The 17,950-nt window shown below is 61.2% G+C and carries 20 protein-coding genes; 6 read left to right on the top strand and 14 right to left on the bottom strand.

What is annotated here, in order from left to right; genetic code table 11:
* Positions 1-54: 54 nt before the first annotated feature.
* The 3 genes from J2X71_RS25215 to J2X71_RS25205 form a co-directional block, all read right to left on the bottom strand.
* On the bottom strand, positions 55-1,461 hold the full coding sequence (locus tag J2X71_RS25215; protein ID WP_310386338.1) for a M20 family metallopeptidase: 1,407 nt from the start codon (positions 1,459-1,461) through the stop codon (positions 55-57).
* Positions 1,462-1,733: 272 nt separating this feature from the next.
* Positions 1,734-2,126, bottom strand: coding sequence for a hypothetical protein (locus tag J2X71_RS25210; RefSeq protein WP_310386336.1), 393 nt, complete (start codon positions 2,124-2,126; stop codon positions 1,734-1,736).
* A gap of 100 nt (positions 2,127-2,226) precedes the next feature.
* A complete protein-coding gene (locus tag J2X71_RS25205) occupies positions 2,227-2,751 on the bottom strand; it encodes a hypothetical protein (protein WP_310386334.1) in 525 nt (174 codons plus the stop codon).
* Between the two features lie 565 nt (positions 2,752-3,316).
* Here J2X71_RS25205 and J2X71_RS25200 point away from each other — a divergent pair.
* Positions 3,317-4,024, top strand: coding sequence for a phosphatase PAP2 family protein (locus J2X71_RS25200; protein ID WP_310386332.1), 708 nt, complete (start codon positions 3,317-3,319; stop codon positions 4,022-4,024).
* 185 nt (positions 4,025-4,209) lie between these two features.
* A complete protein-coding gene (locus J2X71_RS25195) occupies positions 4,210-4,500 on the top strand; it encodes a GIY-YIG nuclease family protein (protein WP_310386691.1) in 291 nt (96 codons plus the stop codon).
* 136 nt (positions 4,501-4,636) lie between these two features.
* On the opposite strand, the gene J2X71_RS25190 is transcribed toward J2X71_RS25195, so the two are convergent.
* Both J2X71_RS25190 and J2X71_RS25185 read right to left on the bottom strand, forming a co-directional pair.
* Positions 4,637-6,010, bottom strand: a complete 1,374-nt coding sequence (locus tag J2X71_RS25190) for a HAMP domain-containing sensor histidine kinase (protein ID WP_310386330.1) — start codon at positions 6,008-6,010, stop codon at positions 4,637-4,639.
* Between the two features lie 102 nt (positions 6,011-6,112).
* A complete protein-coding gene (locus J2X71_RS25185) occupies positions 6,113-6,790 on the bottom strand; it encodes a response regulator transcription factor (RefSeq protein ID WP_310386328.1) in 678 nt (225 codons plus the stop codon).
* A 356-nt stretch (positions 6,791-7,146) separates the two neighbouring features.
* On the opposite strand from J2X71_RS25185, the gene J2X71_RS25180 reads away from it, so the two are divergent.
* On the top strand, positions 7,147-7,899 hold the full coding sequence (locus J2X71_RS25180) for a COG4280 domain-containing protein (RefSeq protein WP_310386326.1): 753 nt from the start codon (positions 7,147-7,149) through the stop codon (positions 7,897-7,899).
* Entirely contained in the window at positions 7,896-8,114 is a 219-nt protein-coding gene (locus J2X71_RS25175) for a hypothetical protein (RefSeq protein WP_310386322.1), read from the top strand. Before J2X71_RS25180 ends, J2X71_RS25175 begins: the two co-directional genes overlap by 4 nt.
* Before the next feature lie 164 nt (positions 8,115-8,278).
* Here J2X71_RS25175 and J2X71_RS25170 read toward each other — a convergent pair whose 3' ends face one another.
* The 3 genes from J2X71_RS25170 to J2X71_RS25160 form a co-directional block, all read right to left on the bottom strand.
* Positions 8,279-9,160 (bottom strand): alanine--tRNA ligase-related protein, encoded by an 882-nt coding sequence (locus J2X71_RS25170; protein ID WP_310386320.1) that lies wholly within the window; start codon positions 9,158-9,160, stop codon positions 8,279-8,281.
* A gap of 161 nt (positions 9,161-9,321) precedes the next feature.
* Complete coding sequence (locus J2X71_RS25165; RefSeq protein ID WP_310386318.1) at positions 9,322-9,840, bottom strand: hypothetical protein; 519 nt, start codon at positions 9,838-9,840, stop codon at positions 9,322-9,324.
* Between the two features lie 135 nt (positions 9,841-9,975).
* The gene (locus J2X71_RS25160; RefSeq protein WP_310386316.1) at positions 9,976-10,239 is read right to left on the bottom strand and encodes a hypothetical protein; all 264 of its coding nucleotides are present in this window, start codon (positions 10,237-10,239) and stop codon (positions 9,976-9,978) included.
* A gap of 112 nt (positions 10,240-10,351) precedes the next feature.
* Between J2X71_RS25160 and J2X71_RS25155 the strand changes: the two genes are divergently transcribed.
* On the top strand, positions 10,352-10,495 hold the full coding sequence (locus J2X71_RS25155) for a hypothetical protein (RefSeq protein ID WP_310386314.1): 144 nt from the start codon (positions 10,352-10,354) through the stop codon (positions 10,493-10,495).
* 163 nt (positions 10,496-10,658) lie between these two features.
* Here the strand turns inward: J2X71_RS25155 and J2X71_RS25150 are convergent, their stop codons facing one another.
* Positions 10,659-11,924 (bottom strand): hypothetical protein, encoded by a 1,266-nt coding sequence (locus J2X71_RS25150; RefSeq protein WP_310386312.1) that lies wholly within the window; start codon positions 11,922-11,924, stop codon positions 10,659-10,661.
* 317 nt (positions 11,925-12,241) lie between these two features.
* Between J2X71_RS25150 and J2X71_RS25145 the strand changes: the two genes are divergently transcribed.
* Complete coding sequence (locus J2X71_RS25145) at positions 12,242-12,538, top strand: YkgJ family cysteine cluster protein (RefSeq protein ID WP_310386310.1); 297 nt, start codon at positions 12,242-12,244, stop codon at positions 12,536-12,538.
* A gap of 68 nt (positions 12,539-12,606) precedes the next feature.
* Here the strand turns inward: J2X71_RS25145 and J2X71_RS25140 are convergent, their stop codons facing one another.
* The 5 genes from J2X71_RS25140 to J2X71_RS25120 form a co-directional block, all read right to left on the bottom strand.
* Complete coding sequence (locus J2X71_RS25140) at positions 12,607-12,885, bottom strand: type II toxin-antitoxin system RelE/ParE family toxin (RefSeq protein ID WP_310386308.1); 279 nt, start codon at positions 12,883-12,885, stop codon at positions 12,607-12,609.
* A gap of 87 nt (positions 12,886-12,972) precedes the next feature.
* Positions 12,973-13,434, bottom strand: coding sequence for a DUF3597 domain-containing protein (locus tag J2X71_RS25135; RefSeq protein WP_310386306.1), 462 nt, complete (start codon positions 13,432-13,434; stop codon positions 12,973-12,975).
* 208 nt (positions 13,435-13,642) lie between these two features.
* Positions 13,643-14,230 (bottom strand): transglutaminase-like cysteine peptidase, encoded by a 588-nt coding sequence (locus J2X71_RS25130; protein ID WP_310386304.1) that lies wholly within the window; start codon positions 14,228-14,230, stop codon positions 13,643-13,645.
* A gap of 127 nt (positions 14,231-14,357) precedes the next feature.
* A complete protein-coding gene (locus tag J2X71_RS38160; RefSeq protein WP_405049757.1) occupies positions 14,358-15,770 on the bottom strand; it encodes a pentapeptide repeat-containing protein in 1,413 nt (470 codons plus the stop codon).
* Positions 15,771-16,387: 617 nt separating this feature from the next.
* Complete coding sequence (locus tag J2X71_RS25120) at positions 16,388-17,941, bottom strand: DUF1254 domain-containing protein (protein WP_310386300.1); 1,554 nt, start codon at positions 17,939-17,941, stop codon at positions 16,388-16,390.
* Between the last annotated feature and the right edge of the window lie 9 nt (positions 17,942-17,950).

Raw genomic sequence — 17,950 nt, 5'->3', positions numbered from 1 at the left:
GCGCATCCGGGCAAGTTTTGCGCTCTTATGCAGCACATGCCATCAACCGCGCGCTCATTTACGAGCCAGATTGCCACTTGATGCTGCCGGAACGTTTCGCTCTCCGAGGTCCCAATAAAGCCCGGCCATCAATGCGAGTCCTTCACGCGCGATATTCATGGGCAGGTGCTCGTTCGGCGCATGCTGAGAGCACCCCGGATAGGAGTGCGGTATCCACACGGTCGGAAGCTGCAGCGTTTCAGAGAAGGCATCATTCGGCAGCGAGGCGCCGAGGTTCGGCAGTATTGCCGGCTTTTTCCCTGTTGTACGGCCGATCGAGTCCACTACCCAGTTGACCCAAGGATGCTCAGGATCGTGCCTTGTGGCACGAAAGACCTCATCGCTTGCCTGCGCTATTTGAACCTGGGAAAAACCGTGACGATCCAGGTAACGGCGCAGAGCCGGCAAGACATTTTCCACGTCAATACCGACGACGAACCGTAGCTGACAGCGGGCCCAAGCTCTTGCAGGGATAGCCCCAACAGGCGTTCTCGGGTTTCCGGCCTCGAAGGCGAGTACAGCAAATGAACACCAGGCGAACAGCTTTTCCGCTGCCGTCAGCCCAGGCTCGCCCCAGTTCGGATCAATCTGCGGGCCTTCGGCATCGCTCTCGACCTCACAATCCGCAAGCACTCGACGAACATTGTCCGGGATACTCACCGGAAGCCATTCCGGAACAAGAATCTTGCCAGAGGGCTCAGTGATACTGGCGATCGCATGGGCAAGCTGGATTGCGGGATCGGAGAGAAGACCGCCCCAGTTACCGGAATGATGGCCGCCCTTGCGCGCATCGATCCAGATGTCAAAGCTGATCGCTCCGCGAGATCCCAGAAAGACGGTCGGCCGCGCGGCGGAAAGTCGGGGACCATCCGAGGCGATCAGCACGTCGGCGCGGAATAATTCCTTATGGGCGTCAACCAGTGCATGCAGGCCAGGGGAAATTCTTTCCTCCCCCATCTCAATCAGATACTTGGCATTGAATCCGAGTTTCCCGCGCGTCTCCAATACGGCCCGGAGCGCGCCGATGTTGATGGTATGCTGACCTTTATTGTCGGCGACACCGCGACCGTACCACCTGCCGTCCCGCTCGATGAGTTGCCAGGGAGAAAGGCCGTCGGCCCATTCATTATCGAGCCCCCGTATGACGTCACCGTGGCCATAACCCAGCACCGTCGGCCGAAGGGCGTCCTCGTGGCGCTCGACGTAAAGGAAAGGCCAGCCGTTTTGGGAAAGCTTGCGACATTGAAAGCCAAGGGCTTCAAAGGCGGGTGTCATCTCACTATCGAGATACTGATCGAGAACCGGTGCACGATCAGGGTTCTGGCTCTCGGTCGGCATCGCGACACGTCGCGCCAGATCCTTCCGAAAATCGCCGGAAGCGAAGTAAGACTCTGCTCTGGCAATAGCGGCGTCTCGGCTCATACCTGCAACCTAACACGAGAGGGAATTGGCCGGAATGGTCAAAGCGGCGTGCAACAACGATCGCGTTGGGCCATGAGCGGGCTTCGGTGACATCTGCTACATGATGCCGAGGTTTTTTCGGGTGCGGTATATTCGATTGCACTTGCCCTGCCGCCAGTTCGGAACTCGCCATCCATCATCTCCAGTCGTCGCACACCGCGGTTTTCGCGGGGTGCGAAGATGGCTCGTCATGATGTCGGTGATTTGCCGGTGCCGCATCCGGCACCATGGCGTCACGGCTTGGCGAGATGCCAGACGCCTTCGGCCCCGTCACCGTGAATATCTCCACGCATGGAATCGAAGTGATAGGTGTATAGCGGCGAGCCGTTATAGGCCCACTGGGTTACCCCGGTCGGTCGCGTGACGACGCTCCAGGGACCGGATGCCTTGGCGCCGGCTGGTGCCACGAATGGAGGCCAGGCGAGGGCACACAGCAGTGTGCAGGCCGACTTGCCGGGCTGGTCCTTGTCGAAGGTGTAAAGCGATCTGCCGTCGGCGTCCGCAAACAGCTTTTGCTGTCCGCTGGTCACGACCGTGGCAGGGGACGGCGTCTTTGCCTCTGCAGCCGAGAGCGAGATCAGGGCGAGGCCAAGCGAGATTACCAGGCTTTTCGTGGTTCCAGACATTTTGGGGGCCTTTCTGCCGCAACCCTGTGCCACAGGAGGGGTTCCTGCCGGCCACAGGCGGCGTTTGGTTCAGGGGTTGGTGGGATCAGTTTGCGGGCAGCTAACCCTTGGCAGCGGGTGCCGGCGGCACCGGCAGAATGATTTCTGAAGCAACCTTCCAGTCCTTTCCGATATGAAGCCAGTCGATGATCATCAGGAACGGTTTGGGCGTCCCGTCCTGGCCGGCATAGGAGACGGTGATGTTCATCGGCGCGTAGGATTCCGCCACGTCAGGCGTCAAGCCGACGATCTTGAGCTTGGTGTAATCAGGCTCAAGCACGACCGGGCCGGATGTGCCGATGTCGTGCAGCTTCCGGTCGATCGCTTCGTTGCCCCAGAAACCTGCCCAGTTTCCCTCGGCGGGAACGGCGCTCTTGGCAACGAGGAGGGCTGAGGGAGATTGCCAGAACATCCCGTGAAGACCATCGAAGTCGTGCCGGTTGGCGAGTTCCATCAGCCTGGCGAACTCTGATTTGATCCTGTTCGTGGTCTGAGCGTTCAGTGGTTTCTCGTTGGCGGAAGCAGCAAGCGAGGGCGCGGCGGAAACGGCCAGGGCGAAGGCCGCGGCCCATAATGTCTTATGCATGTCATTGTTGCCTTTGCGGATTTGACGGCGGGGTCGTTAGGACGGACATGATCTTATGGGCTTGCTCGAACTGGTATTCACTGCGCACCCGGCGAGCGAGGCGGACGCGTGACGCGCACGGGCGGATCGTCAGCATAAGCGAGCGGCCTCATCGCCTGGCAGGGCGTGCTCCGTTCCATGACCACGTCTCCGTTGTCCAAGAGTGACTGTTTTCAGCCCCGTCAGGATCACCGGGTTAGCCGGGATTTGTAACTATACGAAGGTAGTGAACGCGGTAGATGAAGAGGTGAGTACAAAGTTCGGTGAGCCTGATGTGATCGCGCCGGCCTGCCGTCATGACAGACCGCTTGGCTCGGCCGCGGCGTGCGCGATCTGCGGGCGGATCTCGGGTACGGCGGCCCTTGCAAAAGTGAGCCGCTGCACACAGTTGATGGGTTCAATATCCCTACGGCATCGGCCCGAAAATCGGAATCGATTTTCGGGGGGCCTGATGCGTAGACTCAAGGAAGTAGAGCGTCCCTAGTGCGTCCGAATGAACGCACGGCGCTCCAGGGAACGGAGAAGAATGCAGCGTATCAAGACCTGGCTGAACCAGTATGAGCCGATGACGCTCATCACCTTCGCCTGCATTGCCGGCGGCCTCTTCCTGCTGCAGCGGCTGACGAGCGAGGTGCTGGAGGGAGAGACGCTCGGCTTCGACCAGACGATCCTGCTCTGGCTGCGCCAGCCCGGCGATCTCAGCCGGCCGATCGGCCCGCAATGGCTTGTTCATGCGATGGGCGATATTACCAGCCTCGGCGGTGTCACCGTCCTGACGCTGCTGACATTGCTTGCGACCGCCTATCTGCTGCTCGACCGCAAGACTGTCATCGCCGTCTTCCTGTTCCTCTCGGTTCTCAGTGGCTGGCTGGCGAGCACGGGTCTCAAGATCATCATTGCCCGCGCAAGGCCTGACGTTGTTCCGCATCTCGTCGATGTCAACGATCTGAGCTTCCCGAGCGGCCATGCGATGGTCTCTGCCGTCACCTACCTCACGCTCGGGGCGCTTCTCGCCCGCACGCAGCGCTTCCGCGCCACGCGCATCTTCGTCATGGGGGCAGGCATCTTCCTCGCCGTCACCATCGGCCTCAGCCGCATCTATCTCGGCGTCCATTATCCGACCGATGTGGTGGCCGGCTGGGTCGCCGGCTCGCTCTGGGCGCTCGGCTGCTGGCTGATCTCGAAGCGTTTCATTGCGCGCACGGTTGATGAGGCTGAGAGCGAGCGGCAGTGATGGCGCTCGGTCGGTGATCCGCACCAGGACGGATGAGGGCGGCTCGGTCCGACGGGGGATGGCAAGGCAAGGCGCCAACCCCATCCTCCCTCATTCCTGTGCTTGTCACAGGAATCCAGCCGGCTTGCGTCCGCAAGCCGAAAAGGCTCTTGAAAAACAGTAGCGGAATACGCCATCCTTCAACCATGAAGGGTTATGTCTACATCCTCGCGTCAAAGAGAAACGGCACGCTTTACACCGGGGTGACGCGCGATATCGCGGGTCGTCGGTTCGAGCACCAGAACGAGCTGACGCCTGGATTTACCTCTCGCTACGGGGTGAAGACACTGGTCTGGTTCGAGGAACATGACCTGCTGACGACGGCGATTACCCGCGAAAAGACCATCAAGAAATGGCCGCGGCAGTGGAAACTGAACCTCATCGAGGAGAATAATCCCGAATGGGAGGATATTTCCTGGCACTTGATGGGATTGTGAGGTCGTTGCCGGTCTAGAGTCTCCCGCCGCGTGGACACGCGGCCGCTGGATTCCTGTGACAAGCACAGGAATGAGGGTGGTGGGGCACCGCGCAGTTCCAACGAGAGCTCCAGACGTCTCCAACGTCTTTTCATTTTTATCCTTGGTATTGGGCTGGAAAGAGGAGGGTGACGCCGAGGCCGGGATGCCGGTCGGCGAGCGTGATATCGGCGGCATGCAGATCGGCGATCGCCTTGACGAGGCTGAGGCCCAGGCCACTGCCTGTTGTCGTGCGACTCTTGTCGAGGCGGTACAGGCGGCGGAAGACGAGTTCGCGCTCCGCTTCGGGAATGCCGGGGCCGTCGTCGGAAACATCAGCCGAAAAGCCGTCATCGTCGGCCCGGAGCGCGAGCGTGATCCTGGTCATCGGCGGGCAATGGTTGATGGCATTTTCCACGAGATTGACGAAGAGCTGGGTCAGCAGTTCGCGGTCACCATTGACCATGCAGGGGGAGGCGGGCCTGGTGGTGAAGTCGAGAGACTGGCCGTTATCCTCGGCAACGCTGCTGTAGATTTCCGCAACCGAACCCATGATGTCGCTGATATCGACCGGCCGGAAGCGCGCCTTGCGAGCGCCGGCCTCGATCTGCGAGATGCGCAACAGCGCCTCGAACGTGGCGTTGATGCGGTCGCTTTCCTCGCGGGCGTCGATCAGCAGGGTCTGCACATCCTCGCCGCGCCCGCCCTGATCGATCGCCTGCTCGACGGTCATCTTCAGGCGGTTGAGCGGCGTCTTGAGATCATGGGCGATATCGGCGCTCACCTGCCGCATGCCTTCGACGAGGGCCGACAGCCGGTCGAGCGCCTGGTTCATATGGGTTGCGACGACATCGATGTCATCGCCATTGCCTTCGAGCGGAATGCGCCGCGCAAGATCGCCGCCCGAAACATCGCTCATCGCGCGCTCAATGCCGTCGAGCCGCCGCTGGGCGCGGGCGGCGAAAAAGGCGCCGCCGCCGCAGGCGAGGATGACGATGACGCCGGAGGCCCAGACGAAGCTCATCAGGGCGATACGTTCCAGATCGTCGGTGTCGGAATAGCTCTCGCCGACGATCAGCCGGTTGCCGCTGACAGTTCCCGCCTGGATGCGGATGCGGTCATCGCCTTTCACGCCGATATCGCCGGCCTGAACGGTCGACAGGCCGTCCTTCGCCGTAAACAGCGAAACATTGCCGGCAAGCCGCTCGCCCTTTTCGTTGACCAGCAGGAAGATGCTGTCTTCGGGGTTGTTGAGGCGGGCATAGGTTGCCACGCTGGCAACGAAGTCTTCCGCCTCCTCGGAGGAAGAGGCGGAGGCGACGACCGAATAGGTGTCGCGCACGGAATCGTCGAGTGCCTCCGCCAGGTCGCGTTTCAGGAGCTGATAGGTGATGATATCTGCCACCATGAAGGCCAGGATGAAGAGCAGCCCGAAAGCAAGCGCCAGCCGAAAGGGCGTGCTTCGCCATAATCTCCAATTTTTCTTCAGCATCGGATGACCCGAAAACCGCTATACACTTTTCGGTCCGATGCTTTGTTTTGCTTGAAGCATCGGATTATCCGAAAACCGCTGCACACTTTTCGGTCCGATGCTCTAACGCGGCGCATGCAGGCTGTATCCGGTATTGCGCACGGTATGAAGCAGCGGGATGTCGAAAGGCCGGTCGATCTTGGCGCGCAGGCGGCTGACATGGGTTTCGACGACGCTGGTCTTCGGGTCGAAGTGAAAATCCCAGACGCGTTCCAGTAGCATGGTGCGGGTCAGCACCCGGCCTTCGCCACGCATCAGCACTTCGAGCAGGGTGAATTCGCGCGGCTGCAGCTCGATCGCCTGGCCCTGTCGCGTCACCTGCCGGCGCACCAGGTCGAGTTCGAGATCGGCCACACGCAGCAGCGTCTTCTGGTCCTGCACGGGCGGGCGGCGCGCGAGCGCATTGACGCGGGCGAGCAGCTCGGAAAAGGCGAAGGGCTTGGTGAGGTAATCGTCGCCGCCGGCCTCCAGCCCTTCGACGCGATCGTCGACGCCGCTGATCGAGGTGAGGAAAATCGCCGGCGTGCCGATCCATGCGGCGCGCACCGCCTTGACCAGCGACAGTCCGTCGAGGCCGGGCACCATCCTGTCGACGACAAGCACGTCATATTGCTCACGTGTCGCCTGGAAAAGCGCGTCGTGCCCGTCGTCGACGACGTCGCAGAGGTGGCCCGCCTCGATCATGCCGCGAGCGACAAAATCGGCCGTCTTTTTATCGTCCTCGACGACGAGAATTCGCATGGCCGGTCCAAACCCTTCACCTGATCGGAAGATTATTCTCACGCCGCACAATTCGCGCAAAATTGTGTCCCCCGCCTTATCGAATTCTTACGGATTCGTAAGTCGGCGGAACCAGCCCGATCCCGGCTCTTCCGGCAGGCCGGCCTCTCTTACGAAACCGTATCCTGCCGGCAAGGGCTGTGTATGAGCCGTCGGCCGGAAGTTGAGACACGGTGGCGGAAAACGCGAACGCAACAGCGCCGACCTAGCCATGAGGATGATGGACACGTCGGGTTTGCTGCTGGCATCCTCCCTGCCGCGGCGCGCTGCTTCCCGGCTGCCTGTCCGGACCGAAGCCCAAGAAAACCGAGTAGAAGATGACGACGATCACAAGCATTACCTCGACAATGGCCGCCTCCTTCCTCGGCTCCTTCGTGGAAGTGGTGGAGGCCTTTACGATCATCCTTGCGGTCGGTGTCACGCAGAGCTGGCGGCCGGCCTTTATCGGCACGGGGCTGGCGCTTTTCGTGCTGGCGGTGCTGGTGCTGGTCTTCGGGCCCTTGCTCGGCCTTGTCCCGATCGACATCCTGCAATTTACCATCGGTACGCTGCTGATCCTGTTCGGCATGCGGTGGCTGAGAAAGGCGATCCTCAGGGCCGCGGGTTTCATTGCGCTGCATGACGAGGAGAAGGCCTTTGCCTCGGAAACGGATGCCCTTGCCCGCCAGTCCACTGAACGGCGGGCCGATTTCTTGGCCGGCACGGCGGCCTTCAAGGCCGTGCTGCTCGAAGGCGTCGAAGTGGTGTTCATCGTGATCGCGACAGGTGCGCGGCCCGGCATGCTGCCCTATGCAAGTCTCGGAGCGCTGATTGCCTGCATCGCGGTGCTCGTCATCGGGCTTCTCGTCCACAAGCCACTGTCTTCAGTGCCGGAAAATACGCTGAAATTCATCGTCGGTCTGCTGCTGACGGGTTTCGGCATCTTCTGGGTGGGCGAGGGCATCGGCACGCCGTGGCCGGGCGAAGACCTCTCGCTCATCGCAATCTTCGCGCTGCTCGCCGCCTTCTCCTTCATCGCAGTCCGGTGGCTGCGGCAATATCACGATACGCATGCGGAGCTCGCCCGATGAATATTCTCAGGATCGCCGTCAAGGAACTCATCGGCATGTTCATCGATGACGGGGCGCTGGCGCTGTTCAGCCTGCTGCTGGTGCTCGCCGTCGGCCTCGCGGTGGAAACCACGCTCATCGGCCCGATCGCAGGGGCGGTGCTGCTCGTGGCTGGCTGTCTTGCGGTGCTCGCCGAAAGTGTCGCGCGGGCAGCACGGCGGAAGTTTCGGCGGTAACGGGTGGGTTGTTGCCCCCCTTTGGCCACCACGCTTCCCTTTTTGATGAAGCCGCCACCCCCAACCTCCCTCATTCCTGTGACAAGCACAGGATTGAGGGAGGGCAGGAACAGCACGTTCGCTACCTTCCTCTCTCCTGCGCCGCCCCGATCAAGCGCCGGGCATCACTTCCCCGAAGACGGAATGGTCTCCACATCCACGCCATGCGTGTCGAACCACCATTCCGGCGATTTGTCGGGGTGCTTGTGGCGAAGACGCTCGTATTTTTCGACTAGGCGGTCCTGCCGCTCGACCTCCTCATGGAAGAAGGGATGGTCGAGCATTCCGCCAACGGCATGCAGGTGCCGCAGGAGCTTGCGCAGAACGTAGCCTTGCTCCTTGCTGCCGGGACGGTAGCCGCTATCGATGATCGTCATGATCGCGTTTTTGAGCGTCTCGACAGCAGTCACGGGCGGGGTGCCGTTGACGATCATATCCAGCCGCTCGGCGCCGAAGCCGACGTCGATGCAGTTTCCCAACGGATTGACGATATTGCCGATCTCGATCCCGTCCTTGTAGAACTCCGTGCAGTATCCACTGATGCTGCCGTCGCTCCATATGCATTCGGGATCGGGAATGATGAGCACGCGGCCGCGATAGAGCGGCGTCCATTCCTTCAGCCTGTCGGGATGGATGGTGACATGGTCAGGCGTGAGCCCGAGCAGCCCAAGGAAATCCAGCCAGAAATCGATTGCTTCGCCGACCGTCATCTGACGGAAGGAGAACAATCCGAGCATGGTGAAGTGCAGGAAATGCGTGCCGTCGCCGATCTCATCGAGGTCGCCCATGCGCAGGCAAGCCTGGCTGTTTGCGACGGTTCCCTTGTGGGACGGATCGGAGAAGAGAGGCTTGTACTGCTGCATACCGGCGCTGCAGAAGAGCGTGGTATCGTCGTGCGGCCGTACGGAGTGAATGCACGCGTAATCGATGCCTTTGGAAAGGCAGTAGTCACGATAGTTCTGGATCAGGCGTCCCGCGGTGTCATAGGCAACCTCCTTTTGGTTCAAATGCCTGCATCAAAGATAGAAAAAGCGCGCCGTGATTGCAAGAAGACCGCCTTGCCGGCTTTGCGCCGCCGGCGGTCGTGCGCGGCAACGAGCGAAGCTCTGGCGGTCAAGGCAGGGTGACGGCAAGCATCGGGAAAAAGGGTATTGGAGGGAGGGCGCTCCTACCGGCCTCTTTCGCGCGCCGCCGCGATGAGCAGCGGTGCCGCCGCCGTCACCAGCGAGCCGAAGGGCAGCCGCTGCAAGGCCTTGCCCACGAGGAAGGCCGCCGCCATGGCGCCTGACAGTTTCAGCCAGGGATAAGCGCCAAGCTGCGCATGGGCGCTCGCATCCGCCCAGCGAATATTTTCTTCCACCACGCTGCCCGCCTGATGGCGGATGATGTGCAGCCGGGCGCGCAGATGATTGATCTCCGCACGTACATCCTCGATCTGCCGTTCGAGCTCCTCGCGCGCGGCGGCGCGTTCGATATCGACGACGATCTCCTCTATCGGCGCATCCTCGGCGACCGCATGCAGGTAGTCTTCATAGGCCGCCTCACTCGCAAAACCCTCAGCCTTCGCGTGCTGATCGGCCTTTTCCTGTTCGGAGGTTTTTTCACGTTCGGGGGCTGGCGTGGGCTCGTTCGCGTCTCTGAGCTCTTCCATGCCTTCGATGGCGTCCTTGCCTGTCGTGCTCGCCATTGCGGTCTCCTCATTCGCTGACGGAGTTCAAACGTTCGAGGCGGAAAAAGGATGCATGGGCGGCGGGGATTGATTGCCGGCGCGGTACGCCGACAGGACGGGTTGATCCCTGACGGATTGAACTCAGCTGCTTGGCTAGGATTGAACGAGGATCACCAGGGTCTCGGGCAATACGCCGTCATATTCCATCGCATCGGCCGCTTGCTTGCTTTTCATGAATTCCGCCAGGCGGCCCATGTCGGCGACGTCCATGACGAGGCCAACCTTGTTGGACGATTGCGGATCGACGAAGGTGCGAATGTTCGTGCAGCCGATCGGTTCGAAAATTTCCTTACGACGGGGCGAGGCGAGCCAGTGTTTGACGTCCTTGACGTCATGATGAGCCAGGATGGTCGGCATTGCGTCCTCCTCTTGCTGCTCTGGACATCAGAGCCGGAGAAAACTTTACGCCTCGGGTAATCGCATAGATATCACCCGCATGGGTGGGCGCATCTAGTTTTACGGGGACAGGATGATCACCGTTCCGATCGAACTCGACGTGACGAATATCAAGCCAAACGGGGAACGGGTGCGCTCGAACGAAACGGAGCTCGATTTTTCCCTCTGCATGCTCGACCTGATGAACGACTTTCCGGTGCCACTGAAAGCGAAGTGAGGCTGCCGGGTGTCCTTTCCGAAACCGGTGCTGGCGGGATTGAAACGCTCGAGATGGTGAAGAGGATGCTTGGGCGGGTGAAGGGTGCGTGGTGGCGGTGGACTCGAACCAAGCGCTTCGATCTTGGTGGGCAAGACACCCACAATACCTGAAGGCAGCTCTCTTACCCAAGCCCATCATAAGCCGCACTCAGCGCCTCGCACTGCGCATCCGGCGCCAGCGTGGCAATCCGCAGCCGCTCCCGCGCATCCAGCGGCAGATGATCGATCAGCCAGTCCATCAGCATGGCGGCATCGTCGGAGGCTTCAAGCTTGCGCGCCTCATATTCCGAGAGGCCGCCGAGCTGCCGCCCAAGCGCGCCGGCGCCCCTGAGATCGCCGACCATCCTTGCCCGCAGCGCCGAAACCTCCACTTTGCCGGTGACTTCCGGCAGCGGGGCGATCCGCACGGCCGCAAGCGCCTCCGGCGGCACCGGCCTCAGTTGGCGGCGGAAGAAGCCTATCGTGCCTGATTTTTCAAAGCGGCCATTGGCGAACATGCCGGCAACTTCGGCAATCTGCACCGCCTGCCTGGCGCGGAAGGAAAAGCGCATCGCCTTGCCGGGGCTGCCGCTGCTGCCATGGCATTCGGCAATCACGGCGGGAGCGCCGGGGACGAGCTCGGCTGCCACGACAAAGGGCGTGTCGAAGATCGCGAACTTGTCGCCATCGGCAGGCACCGCCGCCTCGATCGGCGCTTCGCCCTGGCTTGAGAAATGTCCGCCGGGCCGGGTCACATTGGCCGAGGCGAAGGCCGGGTAGGGACGGGAGAAATCGATCGGCTCCGGCGGTTTCGGGCTATGGGGGTAGATCTTGTCGGTTGCGACCGCCTCCATCAGGCAGACGAGATCGGGCGGGCGTCTTGCCGGCTTGATCGGCTCGCCGGATGCGGGCTGAAATTGCACAACATAATCGGGCAGCTTGTCGGCGCCGTTATCGCTTGAACCCTTGTCGGCCGTACCATCCCTCGCGCTTGGCTCGGCGCTCCACTCAAGCGCGGTCACGGTGACGGCATAGTCTCCATTCGCGATGTCGATCCAATATTCCTCAGCATCTGTTGTCTGCGTCATTTGCTCCTTGCCCGGCAGGGTATCGGTATTGTCGAGAAACACTCGTCCATGCCGCACGCTATAGGGAAAGGTCCAGCTCGGCCCGGCATAGGACTGTTCCCGCTCCGTTGTCGCGCCATCGGTGAGGCGCAGGGCAAAGCTGCCGTCGCTGCGCGTCGACCAGACAATCAGCCGGCCCGCGGCACTTTCAAGCGGGTAGACGAAGGGCTCGGAATACCAGGCGATCGGCCAGTCACCGGCATGGGCGAGATCATCGGGGTGGAAGAGCACGATATGGGCAACATCGGTCGAAACCATCAGAGCCTTCGAAAATCCCGTCATGAAATATCGTCCCCTGAGAATATGATGAATGAAACCACGGCGGCATATGGCCTGCAAGGGCGAGGATATAGGCTGATGGCGTCCATTTTGATGAAGGTCTTTTGGGGGAGGAGGTTCGCCTGCGCTCACCCCTTTTCATGAGGGGCTGTGCGAGCGCATACTTGCCCAATTGGATGCTGAAGAGCCCTTTTACTTTAGCATCGTTGTACCACGAGCGCTCACTTCGGCCATGCGGCCCGGCGGATGCTGGCGAAATCTCCGACGTGGAGGCACGGATGGTTTTGCATCCTTGGCAGCTAAAGTGCTAAGAGCGGCCCATGACCCTATCAACAGAGCTAGACTGTCAGGCCTGCGGCGCGTGCTGTTCCTATTCACACGAATGGCCGAGATTCTCCACCGAGAGCGATGCCGACCTCGATTTGCTGCCGGCTCAGTTCGTCTCGGCGGATCAATCAGGCATGCGCTGTGATGGAGAGCGTTGCTCTGCGCTCTCAGGCACCATCGGTAAGCAAGTATCATGCGTGATCTACGGCCTCAGGCCTGACGTCTGCCGCACATGCCTTCCCGGAGACGACGCCTGTTCGACGGCGCGCAAGGCCTTCGGGCTGGCGTAGCCGTTTTTGGCGGAGCTTGTTCTTGAAGGGAACCTGACCTCGTCATGGTGATCGCCGAGGCATCGGTATCAGAACATTGCTTCCTTCCGATGCCGCACGGCGAGGATCGTTACCGTGTTCGCATTAAGGCGGTAGCGAACCATATATCCGGTGTCTGCGAAATCGATGAGCCATTCGCGGTATTGCTCGGGCAGATCCTCGATCAGGCGGCCCATATGCGGATGCATGCCGAGGGTTCTGACACCTGCGAGGATCGTTTCCCCCGCTCGCCTGGCTGCCAACGGGTTTTTCGGTGTCGGGAGATCCCGCAGCTGTTGAAGATCGCGGATCGCTGCCGGCGAGAGCATTCGATCTGGCGGAGGGCCGGACAGATTTGAAGCTGATGGCGCCGTGCTTGAGCTTCGGCGCCATCTGCCACTCAATTAGCCCGCCACTCAATCCAGAAGATCGGCCGGCACTTTGCCGCCGTTTTCCGACAGTTTCTTCATGAGCGCCTTGTGGAGGAAGATATTCATCTTCGCGCTGTCGTTCGTATCGCCGGTGTAGCCGAGCTCGGCTGCCAGTTCCTTGCGTTCGGCAAGGCTCGCATCCATTCCGAGCGCCTTCATGAGGTCGACGATCGAATGGCGCCAATCGAGCTTCTGGCCGGATTTCTTGACGGCTGCGTTCAGGATCTGCTCGATATCGGCATTGCTTGCCTGGCCGGGGCTTGATTGTGCCGGCGGCGGCGCGCCGGTCGCGGGTTCGGTCACCGGCGCGGACTTGGTAGCAGGCTGAGTGGCAGGAGAAGCTGCAGGCGCACTGGAGGCCTGCGGCGCGGCGGATGCGGGCTCTGGCACGGGTGCTGCCTGCGCTTTGCCGAAAATCGCGTTCTTGATGCGGTCGAAGACGCCCACGGGGAAACCCTCCTCTTGTGGTTGCGATGGGGATGACCGGGAGAGAAGTAGGGTGGCGGCGCGATCCGCAAAGGTGGCGGACGGGAATCATGGTTCGTGAGATGCGGCTTTTAGGTATTAAACGTATGTGCTCGGCACACCCCCGGCAGTCCGGCAGGACAGAGGGGGGTGTGCCGAGCATACGGCGTAATATTGCGCTCCCACCCGATCACGAAAACTCGTTCGCCCGCGGCCCGGCAAGTGTCACGCGCCAGGTCGATTTCTTCAGGAAATCCTGCGTTGCCAGAAATGTATAGGGCGTGGCTCTCCAGGGTTTGACCGCGTTGTTGAGATTGTCGAGCACGTAGTCGCCGTCGTCCATGCGGGCGATCAGCACGACGTGATTCTCGTCATGCGGGCCGATCACCACCGAGAGCGCCAGGCGGTTTGCCGGAAATCCGGCGTCGATCAGGTCCTTCATCTTCTGCAGGGCGTAATCCTCGCAGTCGCCCCGGCCGCCGATGGGCAGCGTCCAGACATCGCTGTTTCCGGAAGAGGAGCGGTCCTCCGTCGAGCGGACGGCGAGGTTCACGGCGCGGGTGACCTTGCGCAGAAGCGGCATGCCCGCCTGCTCAACCGGTGCCCGGCCGCCGCCCTGAGCGGACGTCTGATGGCAAAGCCAGCGATAGCTGGCGCAGGCAGAGGCGAACCCCACCGGCGCGCCGATATTCCTGCCAGCCGGCAGAGGCTGTCCGGCAAATGCTTGAAATTGCGTAGGAAAAAACACGAGGGAAACAAAACAAAAAAGCCATCGCATGAATCACCTCTTTATTGTGCGCGGCGAAGGTAACATAGTTTATACTAAAACTTTAATAAAATTTATTACTTGTGTAATTAACTATAGATTAAGACTTTGTGCCATTATCCACAGTTTATTCTTGGATTTAACAATTCTCTAATATAAGAATTCTCCCAGTTAACGGTTTGTTAACTTTGGGAGAAAAAAGATGATCAGCAAAGCAGCGAAGTATAGCGTCGCCGTTGCTTACCTTCTGGCAAGCAGCAGCCTCACGATGGCCGCGCCGGCAGTTGTCAACTGCGCCAAGGCAGCGCCGGGTACGATTGAGGCCAGGCTGTGCCTGCCAACGAAATCCATCCGCACCGACAATGACAGCCGCACGGTCAATGACGACAGCAGCGGCAATCGCTTCGGCAACCGCTCCGGCGGCAACTCCGACTCTGGCAAACAGGCGTCGAACCAGACCTCTTCCGGCGATCAGAACAACGGCGGCGATGACGGCGACGGCAACACCGGTGGCTCCGGCCCTGGCGATGGCGACGGCGACGGCCCCGGCGATCACGGCGGTCATCACGGCGGCAAGGATCGTGACCACCACGGCGGCAAGGATCATGACCACCACGGCGGCAAGGATCGTGACCACCACGGCGGCAAGGATCGTGACCACCACGGCGGCAAGGATCGTGACCACCACGGCGGCAAGGACCGCGACCACCACGGCGGCAAGGACCACGACCACGATGGTGGCAAGGATCGCGACCATGATGGTGGCAAGGACCGCAATGACAAGGGCGGCAACGACCGCAACGACAAGGGTGGCTCTGACAAGGGTGGTTCCGACAAGGGCGGCTCCGACAAGGGCGGCTCTGATAAGGGCGGCTCGGACAAGGGTGGTTCCGACAAGGGTGGTTCCGACAAGGGTGGCTCGGACAAGGGCGGCTCTGACAAGGGTGGTTCCGACAAGGGCGGCTCGGACAAGGGCGGCTCCGACAAGGGCGGCTCTGACAAGGGTGGTTCCGACAAGGGCGGCTCCGACAAGGGTGGCTCTGACAAGGGCGGTTCCGACAAGGGCGGCTCTGACAAGGGTGGTTCCGACAAGGGCGGCTCGGACAAGGGCGGCTCCGACAAGGGCGGCTCGGACAAGGGCGGCTCCGACAAGGGCGGCTCTGACAAGGGTGGTTCCGACAAGGGCGGCTCCGACAAGGGTGGCTCCGACAAGGGTGGCTCTGACAAGGGCGGTTCCGACAAGGGCGGCTCCGACAAGGGTGGTTCCGACAAGGGCGGCTCTGACAAGGGTGGCTCCGACAAGGGCGGCTCTGACAAGGGCGGCTCTGACAAGGGTGGCTCTGACAAGGGTGGCTCTGACAAGGGTGGCTCTGACAAGGGTGGTTCCGACAAGGGCGGCTCGGACAAGGGCGGCTCCGACAGGGGTGGCTCTGACAAGGGTGGCTCTGACAGGGGCGGTTCTGACAGGGGCGGTTCCGACAGGGGCGGTTCCGACAAGGGCGGCTCTGACAAGGGCGGTTCCGACAAGGGTGGTTCCGACGAGGGCGGTCATGGCGAGGGCGGTCATGACGGCCAGGGCAATGGCGAACACAATCCCGGCTAATCCGGCATCTTGAACCGGGGGAAGGGCTTCAGGGACGAAGCCCTTCTTTCAACGGCAGTATCGGAAATGCGGCTCGGTGACGGTGTCTTCTTGCCACTATCTGCCGGGCGCATTCCCTTTCCTCTCTCATTCCTGTGCCCGCGTGCTGGCGCAAAGGAAGTCACAGGAATCCAGGCGTCGCCTCTGCGCAGTGATGGTTCAGATGTACCGCGTAGATGTCATTGCGCCCAAAAGGGGCGGCGCGAATCTCTGTGAGATAACCCGGGCTGGGCCGGGAACACAGAGGTGAGGGAGGAGAGGGGTGTTTGTGAGGGGGCCGGTATCCGGGGAGGGGATGCCGGCTTTGGGGGGGGCAGAAAGGGGGTGCCGTGAGGTGCCCCCTTTTTGTTGTGCGGAGCGCCCTAAGGGGTATGCTGTAAGCGATGTGCCGATCCCACTTGACTGGGAAAAGCCGGGATTGGTATCGACTACCACTCCCGACCCGCTGGAAGAGGCCGCGCGACATGGGCGAGACTAGTGCGTGAGCCAGCCGCTTTTCGGGCCTTAAGCCGCTGAGCGCAAGAGGGTCACTCCACCTTCTCGATGTCCCCTGGGACCCAGCTCTTGTCGATGGCCGCTTCGGTCGGGCCGTAGAGCCTGAGGATGGCGAAGTACCCCTTGCCCGGCACGGTCGCGAGCCAATTGCCGGCCTTGCCCTCGGGTGCTTTGGAGGCGAGGTAAAGCTCCGTGCTCCCATCCGCGTTCTGCGCCGGCCTGTCCTTTGAACCCAACGATGGGAAAGGCTGCCCATTGGCGAGACCTGAAGCATTTTCAGCCTCGTAGAGCGTCACCGACCAGAAGTTGGCGGCGGGAATGTTGGCGGGCAGGTTCATGCGGTAGTTACTCCCACCGGACAGCGGCGTGCCTTCGCTATCGGTGAAGGCTATCATGTACTTCGCGCCCTTGCCCGGGGTTTGGGACATCATCCCCGGGCTGATCGAGTAGTAGTCGGTGAACATCCAGATTCGGGCATCGAGGGCCAGATATGGATACGCTCCGGCGACATTCTCCCAGTCCGGATTCTTCGACCCACCCGGATTCGCGGGAGTCCCGTCGGAGAAAGGATTGAGCCAGCGGCGGTCTGGATAGACGAGCAACGAGAGACCACTTACCTTGTCGGCAAAGCCAATGACACGGCTCATTTTGTAGCCGGTCTTCGCGGCGCGATCGAGGATCTCGCGTGTGTGCGCATCAGGATTGAACGGCTGGCCCTTGACGATGCCGATGGCCGCCAGCATGCCGAACCAATCGGGACCGGCGAGATTGTCACCCTCCCTGTCCACCAGCAGCTTGAGTTGATCGAAGGCGCTGCCGTCGCTGATCGGCAGCATGTTGACCGGGACGCCGGAGCCATCGGGGAATTCCATCGGCTTGGCGCCAGCCTCGCCGTTAAGCGGATAGATCTTTGTCTTCTCCAGGTGCGCGACAGCGGGTGTCAGATTCTTCGGGTCCTTGTAGAACCCACGCAGGAAGATAAAGACGCTGTTGGTGCCTGACCGGTAAACATAATAACCGTCCGGCACCGCTCCGGTGTAGCCGGGTGGCAACAGGAGGAACTTGCCCCCCTTGCCGCCATCCGGTCCAAACAGACCGACGTCACCAAAGAACTTGCCGCCATCCACCGGGATGGGGCGCTGCCAGTAATCCAGCAGGATGCCTTGCAACTCAGACGGCGCTTCCATCACCAGCGGACCATCCTTGCCCAGGTCAACGTAGCTCATGGCGTAGAGGACGTCGGAGTTGGGGGTAGTCACCAGGGTCTTGGCGTCGAGCCGCTTTTTCCAGATCGGCAGGACGTTGTAGCCGGTGCCGAATGTTTTTTCCGACCCGACCTGCATCCCGAGGGTGTTGATCAACGGCAGCGCCCAGAGATAGGTCTGCGTCGCCCGTTGGAAGAGCAGTTCGTCGCGCAAGGTCTGCGCTGTCTCTTTTGTGGGCCGGCCTTCCGCGAACGGGAGGTTGGCCAACTTATCGAAAGAGGTCTCCTGAGCAAAAGCCTGCGTAGCGAGGCCGTTGATCGCCAAACCGCCAGCCAGCGCGGCGACGAGAAGGTTGAGTGGGCGAATGGTTGTCACTGTCATGACCCTCCG

Origin of the sequence: Rhizobium sp. 1399, assembly GCF_031455475.1 — a bacterium.
Taxonomy (GTDB): Bacteria; Pseudomonadota; Alphaproteobacteria; order Rhizobiales; family Rhizobiaceae; genus Rhizobium.
The sequence above is the reverse complement of the archived record's forward strand: the minus strand, read 5'-3'. Positions and strand labels throughout refer to the sequence as shown.